The sequence below is a fragment of the Chromobacterium sp. S0633 genome, from assembly GCF_024158805.1.
GTDB lineage: Bacteria > Pseudomonadota > Gammaproteobacteria > Burkholderiales > Chromobacteriaceae > Chromobacterium.
The window spans coordinates 113044-133343 of record NZ_JAMZGH010000001.1 but is presented as its reverse complement, the minus strand read 5'-3'; the positions used below and the strand labels follow the sequence as shown (position 1 = coordinate 133343).

Sequence of the window (20300 nt, the reverse complement as noted above, 5' to 3'; positions counted from 1 at the left end):
GGGCGAGACAAGGTTTTGCGGCTGAGAAAGCGGAATGCGCGCATGGCGCACGAGCAATGCCAAGCCGGATTCAAAGCCGTATCGCCGCGCGCCGCTGATCGTAAACAGCTTTCCATCAGCAGGAGGCGCCAAGGTGAGCGTTACCCCCACTTCCACCGGTTTGAAGCGCGAGCTGAAAAACCGCCATATCCAATTGATCGCGCTGGGCGGCGCGATCGGCACCGGTCTGTTCCTGGGTTCGGCCAGCGTGTTGAAAGCGGCCGGACCGGCGATGATTCTCGGCTACGCCGTCGCCGGCTTCATCATTTTCCTGATCATGCGCCAATTGGGCGAGATGCTGGCCGAAGAGCCGGTGGTCGGCTCGCTCAGCCATTTCGCCGGCCGTTACTGGGGCAAGTTTCCGGCCTTCCTGTCCGGTTGGAATTACTGGGCGCTGTATGTGCTGGCCGGCATGGCCGAACTGACGGCCGCAGGCGAGTACGTGCGCTATTGGTGGCCGGATGTGCCCACCTGGGTCACCGCGCTGGTCTTCTTCACGGCGATCACCGGCGTCAATCTGAGCAGCGTCAAATACTATGGCGAGACGGAGTTCTGGTTCGCGCTGATCAAGGTGGGCGCGGTGATCGCGATGATCGTGTTCGGCGGCTATCTGCTCTTGTCCGGCAAGGGCGGCCCGCAGGCTTCGGTGAGCAATCTGTGGAGCGACGGCGGCTTCTTTCCGCACGGCGTAGGCGGCCTGTTCATGACGATGGCGGTGATCATGTTCTCCTTCGGCGGCTTGGAGCTGATCGGCATGGCGGCGGCGGAGACCCAGGATCCGCAGAAAACCATTCCCAGAGCGGTGAATCAGGTGATCTACCGCGTGTTGATTTTCTACATCGGCTCGCTGCTGGTGCTGCTGTCCCTGTATCCGTGGAGCAAGGTGGCCGCCGGCGGCAGCCCCTTCGTGATGATTTTCGAGCAGATCGGCGCCGGCTTCGCCGCTCACGGGCTTAATTTCGTGGTGTTGACCGCGGCCTTGTCGGTATACAACGGCGGCGTCTATGCCACCAGCCGCATGCTGTTCAGTCTGGCTCAGCAGGGCAATGCGCCCAAGAGCATGGCCAGGCTGGACAAGCGCGGGGTGCCGGTCAACGCCACCTTGCTGTCGGCGTTGGCGACCTTCGCCGGCGTGGTGCTCAATTACCTGCTGCCCAGCGGCGCGCTGGCCTTGTTGATGTCGCTGGTGGTCACCGCCCTGGTGATCAATTGGGCGCTGATCAGCCTGACTCACCTGAAGTTCCGCCGCGCCCAGGGCGGCCGCAAGCTGGTGTTCGCCTCGCTGTGGCATCCGTTCTCCAATTGGCTGTGCCTGGCCTTCATGTTGATGATCCTGGGAGTGATGCTGTTCACGCCGGGGGTGGCGGTGTCGGTGTACGTTTTGCCGGCCTGGCTGCTGGTCCTGTGGCTGGGTTTCCGGCTGAAGCGGCCGGGGGCGGACGCGGCCGGTCTGGCCGTCGACAAGGCGTGAATCCGCATGCCGGGCTTGACGTACTGGGGCGTAAACCGGCATGCTTCCACGCTTATGAAGCAAACGATCCCATTCCAGACCAAAACGTGGTGGTGGCGCAGCTAATCGGCGCGCCAGGGATGTTCGCATCTATTTTCCGGGCCGCCGTCATGGGCGGCCTTGTTGTATCCAGCGTTACCCCGTGCGGCGGCAAATTGTTCTGACTCAGGAGTTGTCATGTCTCGCACACAATGGGGTTCCCGCCTCGGTTTCATTCTGGCTTCGGCCGGCGCCACGGTCGGCCTGGGCTCCATCTGGAAGTTTCCCTACGTCACCGCGATGAACGGCGGCGGCGCGTTTCTGCTGATCTATCTATTGCTGACCTTCACGCTGGGCATCGCCTTGCTGCTGGCCGAGATCGCCATCGGCCGCGCGGCGGCCTGCGGCGCGGTGAGCGCCTTCGCGCGGCTGGGTTCGCGCCGCTGGAAGCTGGTGGGCTACGCCGGCGTGCTGTGCGGTTTCCTGGTGTTTTCCTTCTACAGCGTGGTGGGCGGCTGGACGCTGGGCTATCTGCTGCGCGCGGTGGACGGCCGGGTGATGAGCAACGACCCGGCGGCGCTGGCGCGCTTGTTCGGCGATTACGTGTCCGATCCCTTCGAATCCCTGCTGACTCACGCCCTGTTCACCGGCCTGACGCTGCTGGTGGTGATGTGCGGGGTGCAAAAGGGGATTGAGCGCGCCGGCAAGGTGTTGATGCCGCTGCTGTTCCTGCTGATGCTGGGCCTGATCGCCCGCTCGCTGACCTTGCCGGGCGCAGGGGCCGGCGTGGCGGCCTTGCTGACGCCGGATTTCACCAAGGTGACGCCGGGCATGCTGGTGGAAGCGCTGGGCCTGGCCTTCTTTTCCTTGTCGGTGGGCGCCGGTTGTATGATCGCCTACGGTTCCTATCTGGGCCGGGACGCGAAACTGGCGGGCGCCGCGCTGTGGGTGACCGGCCTGACCACGCTGACCTCGGTCTTGGCCGGCCTGATGATCTTTCCTGCGATCTACGCCTTTGGGCTGGACCCTCAGGCCGGACCGGGCCTGACCTATATGACCATGCCGGTGGTGTTCAACCACCTGCCTTTCGGCCAAGCCCTGGCGGCGGCCTTCTTTCTGCTGCTGCTGATGGCGGCGTTGACCTCCTCGGTGTCCCTGCTGGAATTGGTGGCGGTGTTTCCCATCGACGAGTGGGGTGTCAGCCGGCGCAAGGCGACGCTGCTGATCTGCCTGCTGGTGTTTTGCGCCGGCATTCCGGCGGCGCTGTCCTTCGGGCCCTTGGCGGACTGGAAGCTGTTCGGCCGCAATGTGTTCGAGCTGATGGACTACACCGCGTCCAACATCCTGCTGCCGCTGGGCGGCATCGGCACCGCCTGCTTCGCCGGCTGGGTGATCTGGCCGACCATGCGCGCCGAGCTGCAATTGCCCGCGGCGCTGAGCGCCGGCGTGCGCTTCATCTATTGCTGGGCGGCACCCATTCTGATCAGCCTGGTGCTGGTATACAATATCTGATTCGCTTTGCCGTTGGCATGGGCAAGAAAGGGGGCGGCCATGATTAAAACCGAGTCCGACATCCAGGGCATGATCTTGGCCGGTGCCCTGACCGCGCAAGTGCTGCAGGCGGTGGAGGAGAAGATCCGGCCCGGGGTCAGCACGCTGGAGATCGACGCCTTTTGCGAGCGTTACATCGTCGAGCGATTGGGCGCGCGGCCGGGCAGCAAGGGGCAGTACGGCTTCCCGTTCAGCGTCAACACCTCGGTCAATCAGGTGGTGTGCCACGGCTGGCCGTCCGAGCGGCAGTGCCTGAAGCGCGGCGACATCGTCAACGTCGATGTCACGGTGCTGAAGGACGGCTATTACGGCGACAGCAGCAAGACCTTCGCCGTCGGCGAGATCAGTCCGTACGCCCAGCGCCTGGTGGACGTCACCCAGCATTGCCTGTATCTGGCCATCGCCAAGGTCCGCCCGGGCGCGACGCTGGGCGACATCGGCCACGCAATCCAGCAGCACGCCGAGGCGCAGGGCTATAGCGTGGTGCGCGAGTATTGCGGCCACGGCATCGGCGCCGCCATGCACGAGGAGCCGCAAGTACTGCATTACGGCCGGCCCGGCCAAGGGCTCAAGATGGAGGCCGGCATGACCTTCACCATCGAGCCGATGATCAATCAGGGCAGCAAGGACGTGAAGGTGTTGCCGGACGGCTGGACGGTGGTGACGCGGGACCGCAGCCTGTCGGCTCAGTTCGAGCACACCCTCCTGGTCACCGCCGACGGCTGCCGCATCCTCACCTTGCGCGAAGAGGAAAAAGCGGGCCTGGCGGCGCTGGGTCTGCTGGCGGCTTAGACCCGCCAAACACACCCCTGATCCTGCTTGCGCCTCCTGGCCGCACCCCTTGTACGGCCTGCGCCAGCGCGCCTTGGCTCGGCTTCTCCGCGAGGCGTTGCGAGCGGCTCTTAAGCCCGTTCCATCCATCTCGCCGAAGCGCAGCAGATCGTAAACAGATTCTTAGAGCCAGCGCATCAAGCCGTAGACGATAAAGCTGACCACAATGGCGAGCAGGGTCTTGCCGTTCTTCCACGCCACCGCGATGGCGACCAGGGTGCCGATCAGATAGGCGTTGCCCAGCGACAGATCAATGCGCCCGGCCGGGGCCAGCGCCATCGGCACCACCAGCGCCGACAGCACCGCCGCCGGCACATAGTGCAGCGCGCGGTTCAGCCAGTCCGGGAAGGCCAGCCGCTGGCCGAACACCAGAAAGCTGGCGCGGATCAGCAAAGTGGCCGCCAGCATGCCGAAAATCATCCACCAATGGTTCATGCCGCCTCCTTGCGCTTGCCTTCCAGCAAGAGTCCGGCGCCGACGCCCAGCAGCGCCGCCAGCATCAGGTCCAGCTTGTAGGGCAGGCCGCGCGCCAGCAGCGCGGTCAGGCCGGCTACCGCCGCGGCCGCCAGCGTGGGCCGTTTTTTCAATTGCGGCGCGACGATGGCGGCGAAAGTGGCCACCATGGCGAAGTCCAGGCCCAGCTGCGCCAGCCCCGGCACCGAGCGCCCCAGCAGCACGCCGGCCAGCGTCCACGCCTGCCAATTGCCGTACATCGCCAGCGAGGAGCCCAGCCAATACCACTGGCCGCCGGCCGCGGCCTGGGTGCGGAAACGGTGTTCGACCACGGCGAAGGTTTCGTCGGTGAGCCAGAACGCCAGCGGCCAGCGCCAGGCCAGCGGCCATTGCCGCGCATAGGGCAGCAGGGTGGCGCTGTACAGCGCGTGGCGCAGATTGACCACGAAAGTGGTCAGCCAGATCACCGGCAGCGCGGCGCCGGCGGCCACCAGGCTGACGGCGATGAATTGCGAGGAGCCGGCGAACACCAGCAAGGACATGGCTTGGGTGCTCAGCGGGCTGAGCCCGGCGGCGATGGCCAAGGTGCCGAAAATCACGCCGAAGGGCGCGGCGCCTATCAGCATGGGCAGGCTGTCGCGCGCGCCTTGCAAGGCCCAGGCGGCGGGGGTGGGGCGGGTCATCGGGGCGTATCCTTGCGGCAATGAGATGGATTCATCATGCCGCCGAAACCGGCTGCCGTCTTGAACGATTTTGCGGGGGATGGCCGCGTGGCTTTGAGCGGCTTCTCAGGGCCTGTTCAAAGTCTCGCGAGCAAGGGCGAGACAAGGCGAAAACGAGCGAAAAAGCGGAATGTACAGCTGGTACATGAGCATTTTGAGCTTGTTTTTAACGCCGTATCGCTGAAGCGCAGCAGACTTTGAACAGGTTCTCAGCGGCGCAGGCCCAGCGCGCGTTGATAGGCGGCCGGCGCCAGGCCCACGGTGTGGCGGAAGGCGCGGGTCAGATGGGCCTGGTCGGCGAAGCCCAGGCTGAGCGCCACCGCGCCGGGCGTTTGTCCCTGCGCCAGCAATTGGCGCGCGCGATTGACGCGCAGCTGATTGCGCCAAGCCACCGGCGGCAGGCCGAAGTGCTGGCGAAACTGGCGGCACAGCTGCCAGGGAGAGAGCTGGGCCGCTTCCGCCAGCGTCTGCAGCGACAGATTGTCGCTGACGGCGTCGGCCAGCATCTGCCGCGCCAGCTCCACCGCGCGGGGGGCGGCCGCCTGCGTCTGGCCGCGCACCTGCATATGGCGTTGCAGCACCGCGCCGAACATGCGCTGCAACGCAGATTCGCGCAGCAGCCGGTCCCGGCTGTCGCGCAACAGGCGATGCAGTTGGTCCATGCCGGTGGCCAGCGGCGCGTCCAGCACCACGGTGTCGCGAAAGTAAGGCCGGGCGTGGGCGTCGCCGCTGATGTCGGCGGCCAGCTTTTGGAGGAAGTCCGCGGACGGATAGAAGCCGCGATAGGCCCAGCCGCGCGCGTCGGCGGTTTCGCCGGTATGCACTTCGCCGGGATTGATCAGCACCAGCGCGCCGACGCCGGCGCGGTGGGTGCCGCCGCGGTGGCGGTAGGACTGCGCGCCCAGAGTCAGCGCGTTGACCACGTATTCTTCATGAAAATGCGGCGGAAACACCCTTTGGGCGTAGCTGGCGTCCAGGCATTCCAAGGCGCCGATGTCGTCGGCGCGGAAGAAATCGGAACGATCGGACGCCGGGCGGGACATGGCGGGGCGTCGCGGCCGGCCTTAGGAGCCGGCCATGAAGGTGCGGATGCCGGAACCGACGAACTGCACGCCGATGCAGATCAGCAAAAAGCCCATCAGCCGCGTCATCACTTCGCGGCCGCCGCGGCCCAGACGCTGGGCGATCAGCTGCGAGGATTTCAGCGTCAGCCACATGCCGAAGCAGGTGCCGCCGATGGCGGCGAAGGTCATTGCGAAGGCCAGCGCCTTGGCCGGCAGCGTGGTCAGTTCGGCGATCTCGGTGGAAATGCCGATGACCACGGCGATGGTGCCGGGGCCGCTGATGCCGGGCATGGCCAGCGGGAAGAAGGCGTAGTCCTCGCGTTCGCCGGTCTTGGGCGCGTTGCCCGGATCCTGAGACAGGAACAGCATGCGGTAGCCGAGCACGGCGACGACGAAGCCGCCGGAAATGCGCAGCGCGCCGTAGGAAATGCCGAAGGCGGACATGATCACGTTGCCGGCCAGCAGGCTGACCACCATGATGGCGGCTGCGAACACGCAGGCCCGGCGCGCCTGATTGTCGCGCGCAGAGTCGCTCATCTCGCGGGTCAGGGTGATGAACAGCGGAATCTTGGATAGCGGGTTGGTGATGGTGATCAGGCTGAGCAGCCCGCCGAACAGGAATTGGAGCGACAACGTCTTGAGCATGGCACTACGCTGATGAAGCGAACATTACATGGAATGGACGCAGTCTGCCTGAGGCCGCGGGCCGGTGACAAGGGAAATTCTGCGGCCGGCGGCGCGAAGCGCGCGCGGCATGACATTGGCTGTGGCATTATGCCGCACAGCTGCCTGCGGCGGCTGTGCTAGAGTGCGGAAAACCCGAGGAATCCATTATGCAAAAGACATTGAGCGCCCTGTTGGGCCTGTGCCTGCTGAGCGCCGGCGCGATGGCGCACGAATTCAAGCTGGGCGATATGAAGATCGGCCATCCATGGAGCCGGGCGATGCCGGAAAGCAGCCCCACCGGCGGCGTTTACCTGTCGCTGAGCAATCGCGGCAAGGCCGCGGACAAACTGTTGTCCGCCAGCACGCCGCGCGCGGACAAGGCCGAACTGCACACCCACATCAACGACAAGGGCGTGATGCGCATGCGCGAAGTGGCCGGCGGCGTGGCCGTGGCCGCAGGCCAGGAAGTCAAGTTCGCGCCCGGCAGCTATCACGTGATGCTGATGGGCCTGAAGCAGCCGCTGCGCGTGGGCGACCGCTTTCCGCTGACATTGCGATTCGAGAAAGCGGGCAGCGTGACTGTGGAAGTGGTGGTGGAAGACGGTGTGGCCGCCGCCGCGCCGGCCGAGCACGCGCATTGAACGGCAAGGCGCGATGCTACCGGTAACGTTGCGCCGAAGTTACATCGTGCAGTGCAGCAATCGGCGCGGGCTGGAGTAAATGCTTTACCCCGCGCCGGCGACTGGGCAGACTTGGCCTCGGGAATGTGTTGAGAACAAGACGTCATTGCCACTGCCGGCGCCCTGAACAAGGTCAAAACGCCAAGTCTGCACAAAGAGAGAAACGATGGAGGAGCGAGCGCTTGCGCCCGCACACAACAAAATCCAGGGACGCCGGCAGTTCCTTTCCCCTCCCATGATGTATGCTGTCAGCCATCTTCTTGCCGACCGCGTTTTCCCGCATGACACCCTCTATCCCCCCCGCCAAATCTCCGCGCCTGAGCATTGAATACTGCACCGGCTGCCGCTGGCTGCTGCGCGCCGCCTGGATGGCGCAGGAGTTGCTGACCACCTTCGAGAAGGAGTTGGCGGAAGTGGCCTTGCAGCCCGGCAGCGGCGGCGTGTTCCGCGTCGAACTGGACGGCGAGCTGCTGTGGGACCGCAAGGCCGACGGCGGTTTCCCCGACATCAAGCTGCTGAAGCAGCGGGTGCGCGACCGGGTGGCGCCGCAGCGTTCGCTGGGCCATAGCGACGGCGCCGTTTCCTGACCCGGCCGTCGCCATGAGCGAGCCGCTGCGCAAAATCATCCACGTCGATTGCGATTGTTTCTATGCCGCCATCGAGATGCGCGACGATCCCGCCTTGCGGCCCTTGCCGCTGGCGGTGGGCGGGCGGCCGGAAAGCCGCGGCGTGATCGCCACCTGCAATTACATCGCGCGCCGCTACGGCGTGCGCTCGGCGATGTCGTCGGCGCGCGCGCTGCGCCTGTGCCCCGATCTGCTGATTCTGCCGCCCGATATGGCGCGCTACCGCGAAGCCAGCCAGAAGATCATGCGCATCTACGAGCGCTACACGCCCTTGATCGAGCCCTTGTCGCTGGACGAGGCCTATCTGGATGTGACGGGTCAGCCGCATGAGCAGGGCAGCGCCACGCGGATGGCGGAGGCGATACGCCGCCAGATCCGCGAGGAGGTGGGCATCACCGCCTCGGCCGGCATCGCGCCCAACAAATTCCTGGCCAAGGTGGCCAGCGACTGGAACAAGCCGGACGGGCAATTCCTGATCCGGCCTCAAGACGTGGCCGGCTTCGTCGCCGCGCTGCCGGTGGAGAAGATACACGGCGTGGGCCGGGTCACCGCGCAGCGGCTGAACGAGCTGGGCATTCGGCGCTGCGGCGATATGCTGGCCTGGGAGCTGGCCGATCTGCTGCGTCACTTCGGCCGTTTCGGCGAGCGTCTCCACGAGCTGGCGCGCGGCGTGGATCCGCGGCCGGTGTCCACTGACCGCAGCCGCAAATCGATCAGCGTCGAGGAGACCTACGCGGTGGACCTGCCCGACGTCGCCGCCTGTCTGTCCAAGCTGCCGGAGCTGATAGACCGCTTGAGCGCGCGCATCGCGCGCAGCGGCAATCCCGCGTTCAAGGGCTTGTCGGTCAAGCTCAAGTTCGACGATTTCAACCAGACCACGGTGGAACACGCCGGCGGACAACTGTCGTCGGCGCGTTTCGGGGAACTGCTGCGAGTGGGATTCGAGCGCGGACGGCGGCCGGTGCGTCTGGTCGGCGTCGGCGTCAAGCTGGCGGACGAGCACGACCTGCCGCGTCAGTTGCGCCTGTTCGGCCGGGATGGCCGCCCCTTGCCGGACCTGCCGGCGGCGGACGCCGCCGCGGGCGAGCCGGAGCCGCCAGCGCGAGACGCCGACCCGCCCCCGAACGGCTGAGGCGGGTCGGCGCAAGGCTGGATCAGGGGGTTTTGAAGTCGCCGGCGTAGACCTGGAACAACTGGGCCGGGTCTATATGCTTGCGCAGCGCGGCGTTGACTTGCTCCACCGTCAGCGCGGCGATGGCGGCGTCCACCTTGGCGTTGAAGTCCATGCCGCGGCCGATCTGCAACTGGCCGTCCAGAGCGCCGCTCAGCGCGCCGTCCTGGGCGCGGGCGATCTCCCTTTCCTGCTGCAGCGCTTTCTTGGCGTCGGCCAGTTCGGTGGCGTTGACGCCGTCGCGGATGAAGTGGGTCAATTCCTCGGCCACCCCCTGTTTCAGCTTGTCCAGATTCTGCGGCGCGTAAATGGCCACCAGGCTCAGGCTGGCCACCGGCTCGAAGCTGCCGGCCTTGAACTGGCTGCCGGCGTAGTAGCTGATGCCGTCTTTCTGGCGCAGGCGGTCCAACAGCCGCGATTTGACGCCGCCGCCCAGAATCTTGTTGGCGACCAGCATCGCCGGGTAGTCCGCGTCGCTGTCACGCATCGCCAGCGGCGCGGTGGCCAGGTAGAAGGCGTTGGCCTTGTCCTTGGCCAGCAATTGGCGCTGGCCCGGTTTGGCCGGCGGCAGCTGGCTGGGCGCGCGGCTGTACGCCACGGGGCTGTTCCAGCCGCCGAACAGCTTTTGCAGCTGGCTTTGCGCCGCCTTGGCGTCGAAGTCGCCGACCAGGGCGAAGCGGGCGTGGTTGGCGCCGTAGAACTGGTGGTGGAAGCGCTTCAGATCGTCCAGCTTGGCGGCTTTCAATTCGGCGGCGGCCTCGTCCAGCGTCGGACGGTAGCGCAGATCGCCCTTGCGATAGATATTGAGCGCCTGGCCCACGGCCTGGGTGGCCATGGCCTGCGGCTCGTTGCGCTGGGCGTCGATGGCGGTCAGTTCCTCCTTGCGCAGCAGTTCGAACTCCCGTTCCGGGAAGCTGGGCTGCTTGAGCAGGCCGGCGATCAGGTCCAGCAAGGCCGGCAGATGCGTGCGGGTGGTTTCAAAGTCCACGCTGACTTCTTGGCCGGAGCCGGAGATGCTGAGCTTGGCTTTCAATTGGTCCAGGCGATTGCTGATTTCGGCGCGGCTGAGTTTGCCGCTGCCGCGCTCCAGCATGTCGGCGGCGAGGCCGGGAACGGCGCCGCGGCCGAACAGGCTTTTCTCGTCGCCGAAGGCGAGGCTGAAGCTGCCGTTGACGGTTTCGCCGCGGGTCTTCTTGGCCAGCAAGGCCAGCTTGGCGCCGTTGGCGAGCGTGGTTTTCTCGGTGCGGGCGTCGATATTGGCCGGGCTGGGGTCGAAGGCTTCGCCCTGGCTGATCGCGGCGCGGCCCTTGTAGCCGTCCACCAGCTTGGCCACGTCCGGCGTGGCCGGTATCACGCTGCGTTCCGGTTTGGCGGTGGGCACGAACTGGCCGTAGGTGCGGTTGGACGGCTTGAAGTAGTTCTCGGCCGCCCGTTCCACGTCCTTGACGCTCAGCGCCTCGATGCGGTCGCGGGTCAGGAAGAACAATCGCCAGTCGCCCTTGGCGATGGCTTCGGACATTTCCACCGCCAACTGCTGCGGATCGTTCAAGGTCTTGTCGATCTCATTGAGCAGGCTGGCCTTGGCGCGCTTGAGTTCGGCCTCGGTCACCGGCTTGCTCTTGAAGCCTTCGATGGCGGCGAGCAGGGCCTGGCGCGCGTCGGCCAGCTTCTGTCCCTTGTTCAACTCCGCCCAGAAAATGATGTAGCCGGGTTCGGCCAGCGCAAAGGGCCAGGCCTCGACGCCTACGGCTTTCTTGCCGCCCACCAGCGCCTGGTACAGCCGGCCGTTGGGCGTGCTGGCCAGGATGTCGGCCAGCGCGAGGACGGCGGCCGCGTCCGGGTGGCTGCCGGCGGAGATCGGATAGAGCACCGCAGCCAGCTGGGTGTCGCCGACGCGCTCCACGGTCAGCTCGCGCGCGCCGTCGCGCTGCGGTTCTTCGGTCCAGGTCGGCGTCAGCTGGCGCTGCGGCTTGGCGATCTTGCCGAAGGCCTGCTGGACGACGGCCAGCGTCGCCGTCGGGTCGAACTTGCCGCTGATCATCAGCACCGCGTTGTCCGGCTGGTAGTACTTGCGGTAGAAGGCCTGCAGATTGTCGATGCGGACCTTTTCCACGTCCGAGCGCGCGCCTATGGTGTTGTGGCCGTAGTTGTGCCAGTCGTAACTGACTGCGGTCATCTGCTTCCACAGCACGCGGCGGGGATTGTTCTCCCCCATCTCCATTTCATTGCGCACCACCGAGAACTCGGTGTCCAGATCGCTCCTGGCGATCTTGCTGTTGACCATGCGGTCCGCTTCCATCTCCAGCGCCCAGCGTAGATTGGCGTCGCTGGCGGGGAAGGTTTCGTAGTAGTTGGTGCGGTCAAGGAAGGTGGTGCCGTTGAACTGCATGCCGCGCTTGCCCAGCTCCTGCATCAGATTGCCGCTGCTGGGCGTACCTTTGAACAACATGTGCTCCAGCAAGTGGGCCATGCCGGTTTCGCCGTAGCTTTCGTGGCGGCTGCCCACCAGATAGGTGATGTTGACGGTGGTGGTGGGCTTGGAGGCGTCCGGCGCCAGCAGGACGCGCAGGCCGTTGGGCAGCCGGTATTCGGTGACGCCTTCCACGCTGGTGTAGGCTTGCAGCTGGCTTTGGCTGGCGGCGGCGGGTTCGGCGGCGATGGCCGGCAAGGTGTGGCCCAGGGACAGGGCGAGCAGCAGGCTCAGGGTCTTGATGCGCATGCGGTGGCGTTTCCTCTGGCATGAATGCGGGATGGCGGCGCGCGATGGCGCCGGAATGCTATAGGCTTGCGATTTTGCTTGCCTTCGTCAAGTCGGAAACCTTCCGGGCATGACGTAAGTCTGGGGCAAACAGGGGTAGGCCGCCGCGGCGGGGCATTGGTTCCCGCCATGGAACTTAGAGCCTGTTTACGATCTCGCGAGCAAGAGCGAGACAAGGCGGAAATGACCGAAGAAGCGGAATGTACATACGGTACATGAGCATTCTGAGGTCATTTCCAACGCCGTATCGCCGAAGCGTAGCAGATCGTAAACAGGCTCTCAGCGTTTTAGATTGCTGATGCTCATCAGCATGCCCATGCCGACGAACAGGGTGACGGTGGCGGTGCCGCCGTAGGACATGAAGGGCAGCGGCACGCCCACTACCGGCAGGATGCCGGACACCATGCCCATATTGACGAAGGCGTAGACGAAGAAGGACAGGGTGATGGAGCCGGCCATCAGCCGGCCGTACAGCGTTTGCGCGCTGGCGGTGATCATCATCGCGCGGCTGAGCACCAGCAGGTAGAGCGTCAGCAGCAGCACATTGCCGGCCAGGCCGAATTCCTCTGAATACACGGCGAAGATGAAGTCGGTGGTGCGTTCCGGGATGTAATCGAGGTGGGTCTGGGTGCCGTTGAGCCAGCCCTTGCCCCAGGGGCCGCCGGAGCCGATGGCGATCATGGACTGGATGATGTGGTAGCCGTCGCCCAGCGGGTCGGTGGTGGGGTCTATCATGGTCAGCACCCGGCGGCGCTGGTAGTCGTGCAGCAGGTTCCAGACGATGGGCAGGCTGGCCGCGCCCAGGCCGATGCCGGCGAAGATCACTTTCCACGGCAGGCCGGCGAAGAACAGCACGAAGAGGCCGGCGGCGGCGATCAGCAGGGTGGTGCCCAGGTCCGGCTGCTTCAGCACCAGCGCGCTGGGCACGGCCATCAGCAAGGCGGCCACCAGATAGTGCCACCAGCGCATCGACAGCTCGTATTTCTGGAAGAACCAGGCCAGCATCATCGGCAGCGCGATCTTCATGATCTCGGACGGCTGGATGCGGGTAATGCCCAGTTCCAGCCAGCGGGTGGAGCCGTTGACGGTGACGCCCTTGAAGTGGACGGCCAGCAGCAGGAGCACGCCCAGGCCGTAGATGGGCGGCGCGAAGTTCATGATGCTTTGCGGCCGCATGCGGGCGATGATCCACATGATGATCAGCGACAGGCTGGTGTAGATCAGCTTATTGTCTATCTTGTCGAAGGACTGATTGTTGGCCGAGTACAGCAGCACCATGCTGACTACGAAGATCATGCCCAGGAACAGCATCAGCCAGCCGTCCAGCGGCTCTTTGACCTGTTCCCAGACGCGTTTAATTAGAGAGGTCTGCATTGTCGTTGGCGGTGTCGGTGGGCATGGTCTTCAGCGTGCCTTCGATGTCTTTCGGCACTTTGCCCAGCAAGTAGTAATCGAACAGCGCGCGCACGATGGGCGCGGCGGCGGCGGCGCCGAAGCCGGCGTTCTCCACGATCACCGCCACGGCGATGCGAGGCTTGTCCACCGGGGCGAAGGCGATGAACCAACTGTGGTCGCGGTATTGCTCGGCCAGCGCGGAGGCGTTGTACTTGGCGCCCTGTTTGATCTGCACCACTTGGGCGGTGCCGGTTTTGCCCGCCATCGAGTACTGCAGGCCCACGCCCAGCCGCGCGCCGGTGCCGCGCGTCATCACGCCTTCCATGCCGCGCTTCACGTATTCGAAGTTTTCCGGTTTGAACGGGATCTGGCGGGTGGGCATCGGTTCAATGATGCGCGCCTTGCCGCTGCGGGTGTCCACCACTTGCTGGACCAGGTGCGGTTTGAACACTTGGCCGTCGTTGGCCATGATGGCGGTGGCGTTGGCCATTTGCAGCGGGGTGTAGGCGTTGAAGCCCTGTCCGATGCCGATGCTGACCACGTCGGCTGGATACCAGCGGCGGAACTCTTCCTTGTAGCGGGAAAAGCGGCGGGCCTTCCACTCCTTGGACGGCAGCACGCCGATGGATTCGCCGTCCAGGTCGATGCCGCTCTTGCTGCCCAGGCCGAACTGCGCCAGCGCCGGGTGGATCTTGTCTATGCCCATGTCCCAGGCCAGCTTGTAGAAGAAGGTGTCGCTGGAGACTTCGATCGCGCGCTGCAGATTGATCATGCCGTTGCCGGCCTTCTTGCTGTCGCGGAACTGGTGGCTGGAGCCGGGCAGGGTGAAGTAGCCGGGCGCCGGACGGATGTCGCGCATGCCGATGGCGTGGTTTTCCAATGCGGCCATCGCCATGAAGGGCTTGAAGGTGGAGCCGGGTGGGTAGGTGCCGCGCAGCGCGCGGTTGATCATCGGCTTCTGCCAGTCGCTGTTCAGATTGGTCCAGGTCTGGGTGTCGATGCCGTCGATGAACAGATTGGGGTCGAAGCCCGGCTTGGACAGGAAGGCGAGCACGCCGCCGGTGGACGGTTCTATCGCCACCAGCGCGCCGCGGCGGCTGCCGAACAGTTTGTCCGCCATTTCCTGCAGCCGGATGTCCAGCGCCAGCTTCAAGGTGTTGCCGTTGACCGGCGGCGTGCGTCGCAGCGAGCGCACCGCGCGGCCGCCGGAGTCGGTTTCCACTTCCTCGAAGCCGACCTTGCCGTGCAGATCGTCCTCGTACACCGCCTCCAGGCCGGTCTTGCCTATGTAGTTGGAGCCCTTGTAATTGGCGGTTTTCTCTTCTTCTTCCAGCCTTTCCTTATCGCGCTGGTTGATGCGGCCGATATAGCCGAGCACATGGCTGGTCATTTCCTTGAACGGATAGTCGCGGAACAGCCGCGCCTTGACCTCCACGCCGGGAAAGCGCCAGGACTGGGCGGCGACGCGCGCGGCCTCTTCCTCGCTGAGCTTGGTCTTCAGCGGGATGGATTCGAAGTTCTTGCTCTCGATCAGCAGGCGCTTGAACTGGCGCTCGTCGCGCGGGGTGATGTCCACCAGCTTGCGCAGTTCGGCCTCGGTGGCGGCCAGGTCCGCGATCTTGCTGGGCGTCAGCTCCAGCGTGTAGGCGGAGTAGTTTTGCGCCAGCACCACGCCGTTGCGGTCCAGGATCAGGCCGCGGTTGGGCAGGATGGGGACCAGCGAGATGCGGTTGTTCTGGGCCAGCGTGGAAAAGTGTTCGTGCTGCAGCACTTGCAGCCAGATGAAGCGCGTGAGCAGCACGAGGAACATCAGCACGATCAGCGCGTAAGCGACGATCAGGCGCAGCTGGAACTGGCTGTCTTCGGCCTGCGGGTTCTTGAAGCGGGTGGGTTGAGGCATGGACGGTCCGCGGCGCTAGACCGCGTTATGGCGGTAGGGCATCAGCATCAGCTTGGTCAGCAGCGGCCATAGCAGGGCGCCGATCAAGGGCGGCAGGAAATAGCCCCAGCCGACGAAGGCGGAGCCGGTGAGCATGCGCACCACCACCATGATCAGCTGGTTGGTCAGCAGCAGGCCCAGCACCACCAGCGTCTGCTGGCCCAGGTTGAACATCACCACCTGGCGCTGGCGCGCCAAGGCCAGATAGGCGGTGATCGAATAGGCCAGCGCGTGCTGGCCGAACAATCCCGCGGTGGAGATGTCGGCCACCAGGCCCAGCAAGAAGGCGGTGCCGATATTGACCCGGCGCGGCTGGTTGATCACCCAGTACAGGATCAGCATGCCGATGAAATCCGGCAGCCAGCGCGTGCTGCCGTGCGGCAGCGGGATCAGTTCGATCAGGACGGCGAAGATGAAGGTGAACAGGATGAAGCGGCGCTTCACCGGTTTGAGCAGTTCCTTGGGGCGCTCGAACGTCATCGGGGCTTACTCCTCGGCGGCGGCTTTCTTGCCGCCCCTGCTCTTTTTGACGATGGGGGCCGGTTCCGGCGGACGCGGCGGCGCCTGCTTGTCGCCCAGCACCAGCATGTAGCGGGTTTGCTGCACGCCGGCCAAGGGCGCGGTGGCGATGCGGGCGAAGGTGGCGCCCTGGTTGCGCTCCACCCGGGTTACGCGGGCCACGGGGATGCCGGCCGGATAAACGCCGTCCACGCCGGAGGTGACGATGTGGTCGCCGTCCTTGATGTCCGCGCTTTGCGGCAGGTAGCGGATTTCCACGCCGCCGCCGTAGCCGTACAGGATGGCGCGTTGGCCGGTGCGGGCCACCATCACCGGCACCATCTGGTTCTTGTCTATGACCAGGGTCACTTCCGCGGTCAGCGGCTGCACCCGGGTGACCTGGCCCAAGAGGCCGCTGGCGTCCACCACCGGCTGGCCGGCTTTCAGATTGGCGTCGCTGCCCTTGTCGATGATGATTTTGTAGGAAAACGGATCGCGGCCGGTGTACAGGGTTTCCGCCATCTGCGCCTGCTGGTGGTAGCTGGACTTGATACCGTTGAGCTTGCGCACTTCGTCCAGCTCGCGCTGCAGGGTTTGCAGCCGCGACAGCTGCGCCGACATTTCCAGCTGGCGCACGCGCAAGGCGGTGTTTTCCTGTTTCAGTTCGGTTTGGGAGCTGAGAAAATCGCTGACGTGGCGCATCGCCTGCGCCGGCATGTTCACCGCGCGCTGCACCGGGTACAGCGCCAGCGAGGTGGCTTCGCGCGCCTGTTCCATTAGGCCGAAATAGCTGTCGCCGACCAGGAGCGCCACCGAGGCGGCCACGGCCATGGCCAAGCGCGCGCCGGGCGGCGGCCCGGAGCGGAAAAAGCTGGGGGTGTTGGCAAAGTCCATCGGCTCAGACCTCGCCCCTTGACACGGGGCGCTGTGCTTCAAAAACGGGCGCGCTTGTCGCACGCCCGCCATCATCGCTTGCTTTACGAGCGGCCGCCGCCGCCGGAGCCGGGCTCAGGCGGTCGTCGGTCGTTCCGGTTTAGGGGACGTTGGTGAAAATGGTGCCAATCTTGTCCATCTTCTCCAGCGCCTTGCCGGAGCCGCGCACTACGCAGGTCAGCGGTTCTTCGGCCACGAACACCGGCAGGCCGGTTTCTTCGGCCAGCAGGCGGTCGATGTCTTTCAGCAGCGCGCCGCCGCCGGTCAGCACCATGCCCTTGTCGGCGATGTCGGCGCCCAGTTCCGGCGGGGTCTGTTCCAGCGCGATCTTCACCGCGGATACGATCTGGTTCAAGGGCTCGGTCAGCGCTTCCAGGATTTCGTTGGAGGACACGGTGAAGGCGCGCGGAATGCCTTCGGCCAGATTGCGGCCCTTGACTTCCATTTCACGCACTTCGGCGCCCGGGAAGGCGGAGCCTATGGTCTTCTTGATTTCCTCGGCGGTGGTTTCGCCGATCAGCATGCCGTAGTTGCGGCGGATGTAGTTGATGATGGCTTCGTCGAACTTGTCGCCGCCGACGCGGACGGAGTTGGAGTACACCACGCCGCCCAGCGAGATCACGCCGACTTCGGTGGTGCCGCCGCCGATGTCCACCACCATGGAGCCGGTGGGCTCCTCAACCGGCAGGCCAGCGCCGATGGCGGCCGCCATCGGCTCTTCGATCAGTTCCACGCGGCGCGCGCCGGCGGCCAGCGCCGAATCGCGGATCGCCTTGCGTTCCACCTGGGTGGAGCCGCAGGGCACGCAGATCACGATGCGCGGGCTGGCGGCGAAGAAGCGGTTGGGGTTCACCTTCTTGATGAACTGCTTGAGCATCTGTTCGGTGACGGTGAAGTCGGCGATCACGCCGTCCTTCATCGGGCGGATCGCCTGGATGCTGCCCGGGGTGCGGCCCAGCATGCGCTTGGCTTCCAGGCCCACGGCCAGGATGGATTTCTTGTTGGTGGGCGCGTCGCTGTGAATGGCGACGACCGAGGGCTCGTCCAGCACGATGCCTTTGGCGCGCATGTAGATGAGGGTGTTGGCTGTGCCAAGGTCAATGGCGAGGTCGTTGGAGAAGTATCCGGTCAGCGAACGAAACATTGGGCGATCCTGGTCAGTTTTCGTCATGTGGCGGACGCGCCGTCGCGTCCGCGCTTAATCTGTTGTTTGTTGTCTACTCGTACGACCCGAGTCTAACCGCCGCGTGGCAAAACGACGCTTGGCGCCCACTGGGCGACGCCGGCTAAGCGGCTTCGCCCGCTGGCCTTGCGCATCATTTTCCGACGCCGTGTCGGTTCGATAAGGCCTGCACGATCCGGCCCCGGCGCGGCGGCTTGCCGCCTGTCGGCCGCGCGGTGAAAGCGTTGCCGAAATTACGCCGTGGCGTGATGTCGATCTTGGGAGAATCAAGCGGGCTATGATACCCTATAACGCTTGAAATATTAAAGGTTTTGAACGAGGACACCATGTCGCTGACGCATCAGGATGTCGCACGAATTGCCAAGCTTGCCCGCATCAATGTCAATGAAGCGGAAATTGCCGCGACAAGCAAGCAACTCAATAATATTTTCGGCCTGATCGAACAGATGCAGGCGGTGAACACCGACGGCATCGAGCCGATGGCCCATCCGCAGGATGTCTCTTTGCGTTTGCGCGAAGATATCGTTACCGAAACCAATCAGCGCGAAGCTTTCCAGGCCGTGGCCCCGCAAGTGGAAAAGGGCTTGTTCCTGGTCCCCAAGGTCATCGAGTGATGCTCTGATTGCCTGCGCCGGTTTAGGTTCCCGCCCGAGCGGGAGGCCGGCGCCGGTCGCTGTCTGAAAGGACGGCGACGCCATTCCCGGATAGCTAAAGATTCCATTTGAAATGACACAGTCTACTTTAAAGCAACTGTCGCGGCAGCTGGCGGCCAAGGAAGTCTCCAGCCTTGAGCTGGCCACCCAATATCTGGACCGCATCGAGGCGCTGAACCCGGCGCTCAACGCGCTGGTCACCGTCGACCGCGCCAAGACCCTGGCCGAAGCAGCGGCCGCCGACGCGCGCATCGCCGCCGGCAACGCCCATGCGCTGACCGGCGTGCCCATCATCCACAAGGATCTGTTCTGCCAGCAGGGCTGGAAAACCAGCTGCGGCTCCAAAATGCTGGACAACTTCGTGTCGCCGTACAGCGCCCACGTGGTGGAGCAGTGCCAGGCCGCCGGCATGGTGACGCTGGGCCGCGCCAATATGGACGAGTTCGCGATGGGTTCGTCCAATGAGAACTCCTTCTACGGCGCGGTGAAAAATCCCTGGGATCAGAACGCGGTGCCGGGCGGCAGCTCCGGCGGCTCCGCCGCCGCCGTGGCCGCGCGGCTGACGCCGGTGGCCACCGCCACCGACACCGGCGGTTCCATCCGCCAGCCTGCGTCCCACTGCGGCGTCACCGGCATCAAGCCGACCTACGGCGTGGTGTCGCGCTACGGCATGGTGGCCTTTGCCTCCTCGCTGGATCAGGGCGGCCCGATCGCGCAGACCGCCGAGGACTGCGCGCTGATGCTGAACGTGATGGCCGGCTTCGATCAGCGCGACTCCACCTGCTTGGAGCGCGCCCGCGAAGATTACGCCCGCGACCTGAATCAGCCGTTGGCCGGCCTCAAGGTGGGCCTGCCGCGCGAATACTTCGCCGCCGGCCTGAGCGCCGACGTGGCGCGCGCGGTGGACGAGGCGGTGGCGGTGCTGAAACAGCAGGGCGCGCAGGTGGTGGACATCAGCCTGCCCAATACCGAGTTGTCCATCCCGGCCTACTACGTGATTGCGCCGGCCGAGGCCTCCACCAATCTGTCGCGTTACGACGGCGTGCGCTACGGCCATCGCGCCGCCGAGTACAAGGATTTGGTGGACATGTACGAGAAGACCCGCGCCGAAGGCTTCGGCAGCGAGGTCAAGCGCCGCATCCTGGTGGGCAGCTATGTGCTGTCGCACGGCTATTACGACGCCTATTACCTGAAGGCCCAGAAAATCCGCCGCCTGATCGCCAACGATTTCAAAGCCGCTTTCGAGCAGTGCGACGTGATCCTGGGGCCGGTGGCGCCGACCGCGGCCTTCGACATCGGCGCGATGAACGACGATCCGGTGCAGATGTATCTGTCCGACATCTACACGTTGTCGGTGAACCTGGCCGGCTTGCCGGGCATGAGCGTGCCGGCCGGCTTTAGCGCGAATGGCCGCCCTATCGGCTTGCAGATCATCGGCAACTACTTCGGCGAAGCCAAGATGCTGAACGTCGCGCATCAGTTCCAACTTGCGACTGATTGGCATAGCCGCGCGCCGGTTTTGTAATTGAATGAATTAGCCGCGGAAGCGCAGGGAAGGATATGGACAAACCCCGGCTCCCAAGAAGTGGGTGAGCTAGGGGCAACCGTTTTGCTTCCGTGTTTTCCGTGTGCTTCCGTGGCAAAAAATA

18 protein-coding genes are annotated in these 20300 nt (G+C 64.9%); 8 read left to right on the top strand and 10 right to left on the bottom strand.

The window, feature by feature from the left end; translation table 11 throughout:
* Positions 1-133 precede the first annotated feature (133 nt).
* The 3 genes from NK214_RS00660 to map all read left to right on the top strand — a co-directional run bounded on the left by NK214_RS00660 (position 134) and on the right by map (position 3871).
* Positions 134-1510, top strand: a complete 1377-nt coding sequence (locus NK214_RS00660; protein WP_253313532.1) for an amino acid permease — start codon at positions 134-136, stop codon at positions 1508-1510.
* Positions 1511-1726: 216 nt separating this feature from the next.
* Positions 1727-3040: a sodium-dependent transporter gene (locus NK214_RS00655; RefSeq protein WP_253313531.1), complete on the top strand. Its 1314-nt coding sequence runs from the start codon at positions 1727-1729 to the stop codon at positions 3038-3040.
* A gap of 39 nt (positions 3041-3079) precedes the next feature.
* Complete coding sequence (map, locus tag NK214_RS00650; protein ID WP_253313530.1) at positions 3080-3871, top strand: type I methionyl aminopeptidase; 792 nt, start codon at positions 3080-3082, stop codon at positions 3869-3871.
* Positions 3872-4033: 162 nt separating this feature from the next.
* On the opposite strand, the gene NK214_RS00645 is transcribed toward map, so the two are convergent.
* The 4 genes from NK214_RS00645 to NK214_RS00630 all read right to left on the bottom strand — a co-directional run bounded on the left by NK214_RS00645 (position 4034) and on the right by NK214_RS00630 (position 6794).
* Positions 4034-4345: an AzlD domain-containing protein gene (locus tag NK214_RS00645; protein ID WP_235084989.1), complete on the bottom strand. Its 312-nt coding sequence runs from the start codon at positions 4343-4345 to the stop codon at positions 4034-4036.
* Entirely contained in the window at positions 4342-5046 is a 705-nt protein-coding gene (locus NK214_RS00640) for an AzlC family ABC transporter permease (RefSeq protein WP_107797801.1), read from the bottom strand. The genes NK214_RS00645 and NK214_RS00640 overlap by 4 nt, the downstream gene beginning before the upstream one ends.
* Before the next feature lie 248 nt (positions 5047-5294).
* Positions 5295-6128 (bottom strand): AraC family transcriptional regulator, encoded by an 834-nt coding sequence (locus NK214_RS00635; protein WP_253313529.1) that lies wholly within the window; start codon positions 6126-6128, stop codon positions 5295-5297.
* Between the two features lie 21 nt (positions 6129-6149).
* Positions 6150-6794: a MarC family NAAT transporter gene (locus NK214_RS00630; RefSeq protein ID WP_048408368.1), complete on the bottom strand. Its 645-nt coding sequence runs from the start codon at positions 6792-6794 to the stop codon at positions 6150-6152.
* 188 nt (positions 6795-6982) lie between these two features.
* Between NK214_RS00630 and NK214_RS00625 the strand changes: the two genes are divergently transcribed.
* From NK214_RS00625 to dinB, 3 genes are all read left to right on the top strand, one after another.
* Positions 6983-7456, top strand: coding sequence for a copper chaperone PCu(A)C (locus NK214_RS00625; protein ID WP_107797803.1), 474 nt, complete (start codon positions 6983-6985; stop codon positions 7454-7456).
* Positions 7457-7776: 320 nt separating this feature from the next.
* Entirely contained in the window at positions 7777-8082 is a 306-nt protein-coding gene (locus tag NK214_RS00620) for a SelT/SelW/SelH family protein (protein WP_107801578.1), read from the top strand.
* Positions 8083-8095: 13 nt separating this feature from the next.
* Entirely contained in the window at positions 8096-9253 is a 1158-nt protein-coding gene (gene dinB, locus NK214_RS00615; protein ID WP_253313528.1) for a DNA polymerase IV, read from the top strand.
* 22 nt (positions 9254-9275) lie between these two features.
* Here dinB and NK214_RS00610 read toward each other — a convergent pair whose 3' ends face one another.
* The 6 genes from NK214_RS00610 to NK214_RS00585 all read right to left on the bottom strand — a co-directional run bounded on the left by NK214_RS00610 (position 9276) and on the right by NK214_RS00585 (position 17959).
* A complete protein-coding gene (locus tag NK214_RS00610; protein WP_253313527.1) occupies positions 9276-12011 on the bottom strand; it encodes a pitrilysin family protein in 2736 nt (911 codons plus the stop codon).
* A 318-nt stretch (positions 12012-12329) separates the two neighbouring features.
* Positions 12330-13424: a rod shape-determining protein RodA gene (gene rodA / locus NK214_RS00605; protein ID WP_107797806.1), complete on the bottom strand. Its 1095-nt coding sequence runs from the start codon at positions 13422-13424 to the stop codon at positions 12330-12332.
* Positions 13405-15345 (bottom strand): penicillin-binding protein 2, encoded by a 1941-nt coding sequence (mrdA, locus tag NK214_RS00600; RefSeq protein WP_107797807.1) that lies wholly within the window; start codon positions 15343-15345, stop codon positions 13405-13407. The genes rodA and mrdA overlap by 20 nt, the downstream gene beginning before the upstream one ends.
* 15 nt (positions 15346-15360) lie before the next feature.
* A complete protein-coding gene (mreD, locus tag NK214_RS00595; RefSeq protein ID WP_107797808.1) occupies positions 15361-15864 on the bottom strand; it encodes a rod shape-determining protein MreD in 504 nt (167 codons plus the stop codon).
* A 6-nt stretch (positions 15865-15870) separates the two neighbouring features.
* Positions 15871-16776 (bottom strand): rod shape-determining protein MreC, encoded by a 906-nt coding sequence (gene mreC, locus NK214_RS00590; RefSeq protein ID WP_107797809.1) that lies wholly within the window; start codon positions 16774-16776, stop codon positions 15871-15873.
* A gap of 139 nt (positions 16777-16915) precedes the next feature.
* Positions 16916-17959 carry a rod shape-determining protein gene (locus NK214_RS00585; protein WP_043592385.1) on the bottom strand — a complete coding sequence of 348 codons (1044 nt, stop codon included), beginning with the start codon at positions 17957-17959 and terminating at the stop codon, positions 16916-16918.
* Between the two features lie 365 nt (positions 17960-18324).
* Between NK214_RS00585 and gatC the strand changes: the two genes are divergently transcribed.
* Both gatC and gatA read left to right on the top strand, forming a co-directional pair.
* On the top strand, positions 18325-18612 hold the full coding sequence (gene gatC / locus NK214_RS00580) for an Asp-tRNA(Asn)/Glu-tRNA(Gln) amidotransferase subunit GatC (protein WP_043592439.1): 288 nt from the start codon (positions 18325-18327) through the stop codon (positions 18610-18612).
* Between the two features lie 112 nt (positions 18613-18724).
* Complete coding sequence (gene gatA, locus NK214_RS00575; RefSeq protein ID WP_253313526.1) at positions 18725-20176, top strand: Asp-tRNA(Asn)/Glu-tRNA(Gln) amidotransferase subunit GatA; 1452 nt, start codon at positions 18725-18727, stop codon at positions 20174-20176.
* The last annotated feature ends 124 nt before the right edge of the window (positions 20177-20300 follow it).

Coding starts and splice junctions, on each gene's coding strand:
- mreC (WP_107797809.1), bottom strand. CDS start 16,776: ATGGACTTTGCCAACACCCCCAGCTTTTTCCGCTCCGGGCCGCCGCCC.
- NK214_RS00625 (WP_107797803.1), top strand. CDS start 6,983: ATGCAAAAGACATTGAGCGCCCTGTTGGGCCTGTGCCTGCTGAGCGCC.
- dinB (WP_253313528.1), top strand. CDS start 8,096: ATGAGCGAGCCGCTGCGCAAAATCATCCACGTCGATTGCGATTGTTTC.
- map (WP_253313530.1), top strand. CDS start 3,080: ATGATTAAAACCGAGTCCGACATCCAGGGCATGATCTTGGCCGGTGCC.
- gatA (WP_253313526.1), top strand. CDS start 18,725: ATGACACAGTCTACTTTAAAGCAACTGTCGCGGCAGCTGGCGGCCAAG.
- NK214_RS00585 (WP_043592385.1), bottom strand. CDS start 17,959: ATGTTTCGTTCGCTGACCGGATACTTCTCCAACGACCTCGCCATTGAC.
- mrdA (WP_107797807.1), bottom strand. CDS start 15,345: ATGCCTCAACCCACCCGCTTCAAGAACCCGCAGGCCGAAGACAGCCAG.
- mreD (WP_107797808.1), bottom strand. CDS start 15,864: ATGACGTTCGAGCGCCCCAAGGAACTGCTCAAACCGGTGAAGCGCCGC.
- gatC (WP_043592439.1), top strand. CDS start 18,325: ATGTCGCTGACGCATCAGGATGTCGCACGAATTGCCAAGCTTGCCCGC.
- NK214_RS00635 (WP_253313529.1), bottom strand. CDS start 6,128: ATGTCCCGCCCGGCGTCCGATCGTTCCGATTTCTTCCGCGCCGACGAC.
- NK214_RS00655 (WP_253313531.1), top strand. CDS start 1,727: ATGTCTCGCACACAATGGGGTTCCCGCCTCGGTTTCATTCTGGCTTCG.
- NK214_RS00610 (WP_253313527.1), bottom strand. CDS start 12,011: ATGCGCATCAAGACCCTGAGCCTGCTGCTCGCCCTGTCCCTGGGCCAC.
- NK214_RS00630 (WP_048408368.1), bottom strand. CDS start 6,794: ATGCTCAAGACGTTGTCGCTCCAATTCCTGTTCGGCGGGCTGCTCAGC.
- NK214_RS00645 (WP_235084989.1), bottom strand. CDS start 4,345: ATGAACCATTGGTGGATGATTTTCGGCATGCTGGCGGCCACTTTGCTG.
- rodA (WP_107797806.1), bottom strand. CDS start 13,424: ATGCAGACCTCTCTAATTAAACGCGTCTGGGAACAGGTCAAAGAGCCG.
- NK214_RS00640 (WP_107797801.1), bottom strand. CDS start 5,046: ATGACCCGCCCCACCCCCGCCGCCTGGGCCTTGCAAGGCGCGCGCGAC.
- NK214_RS00620 (WP_107801578.1), top strand. CDS start 7,777: ATGACACCCTCTATCCCCCCCGCCAAATCTCCGCGCCTGAGCATTGAA.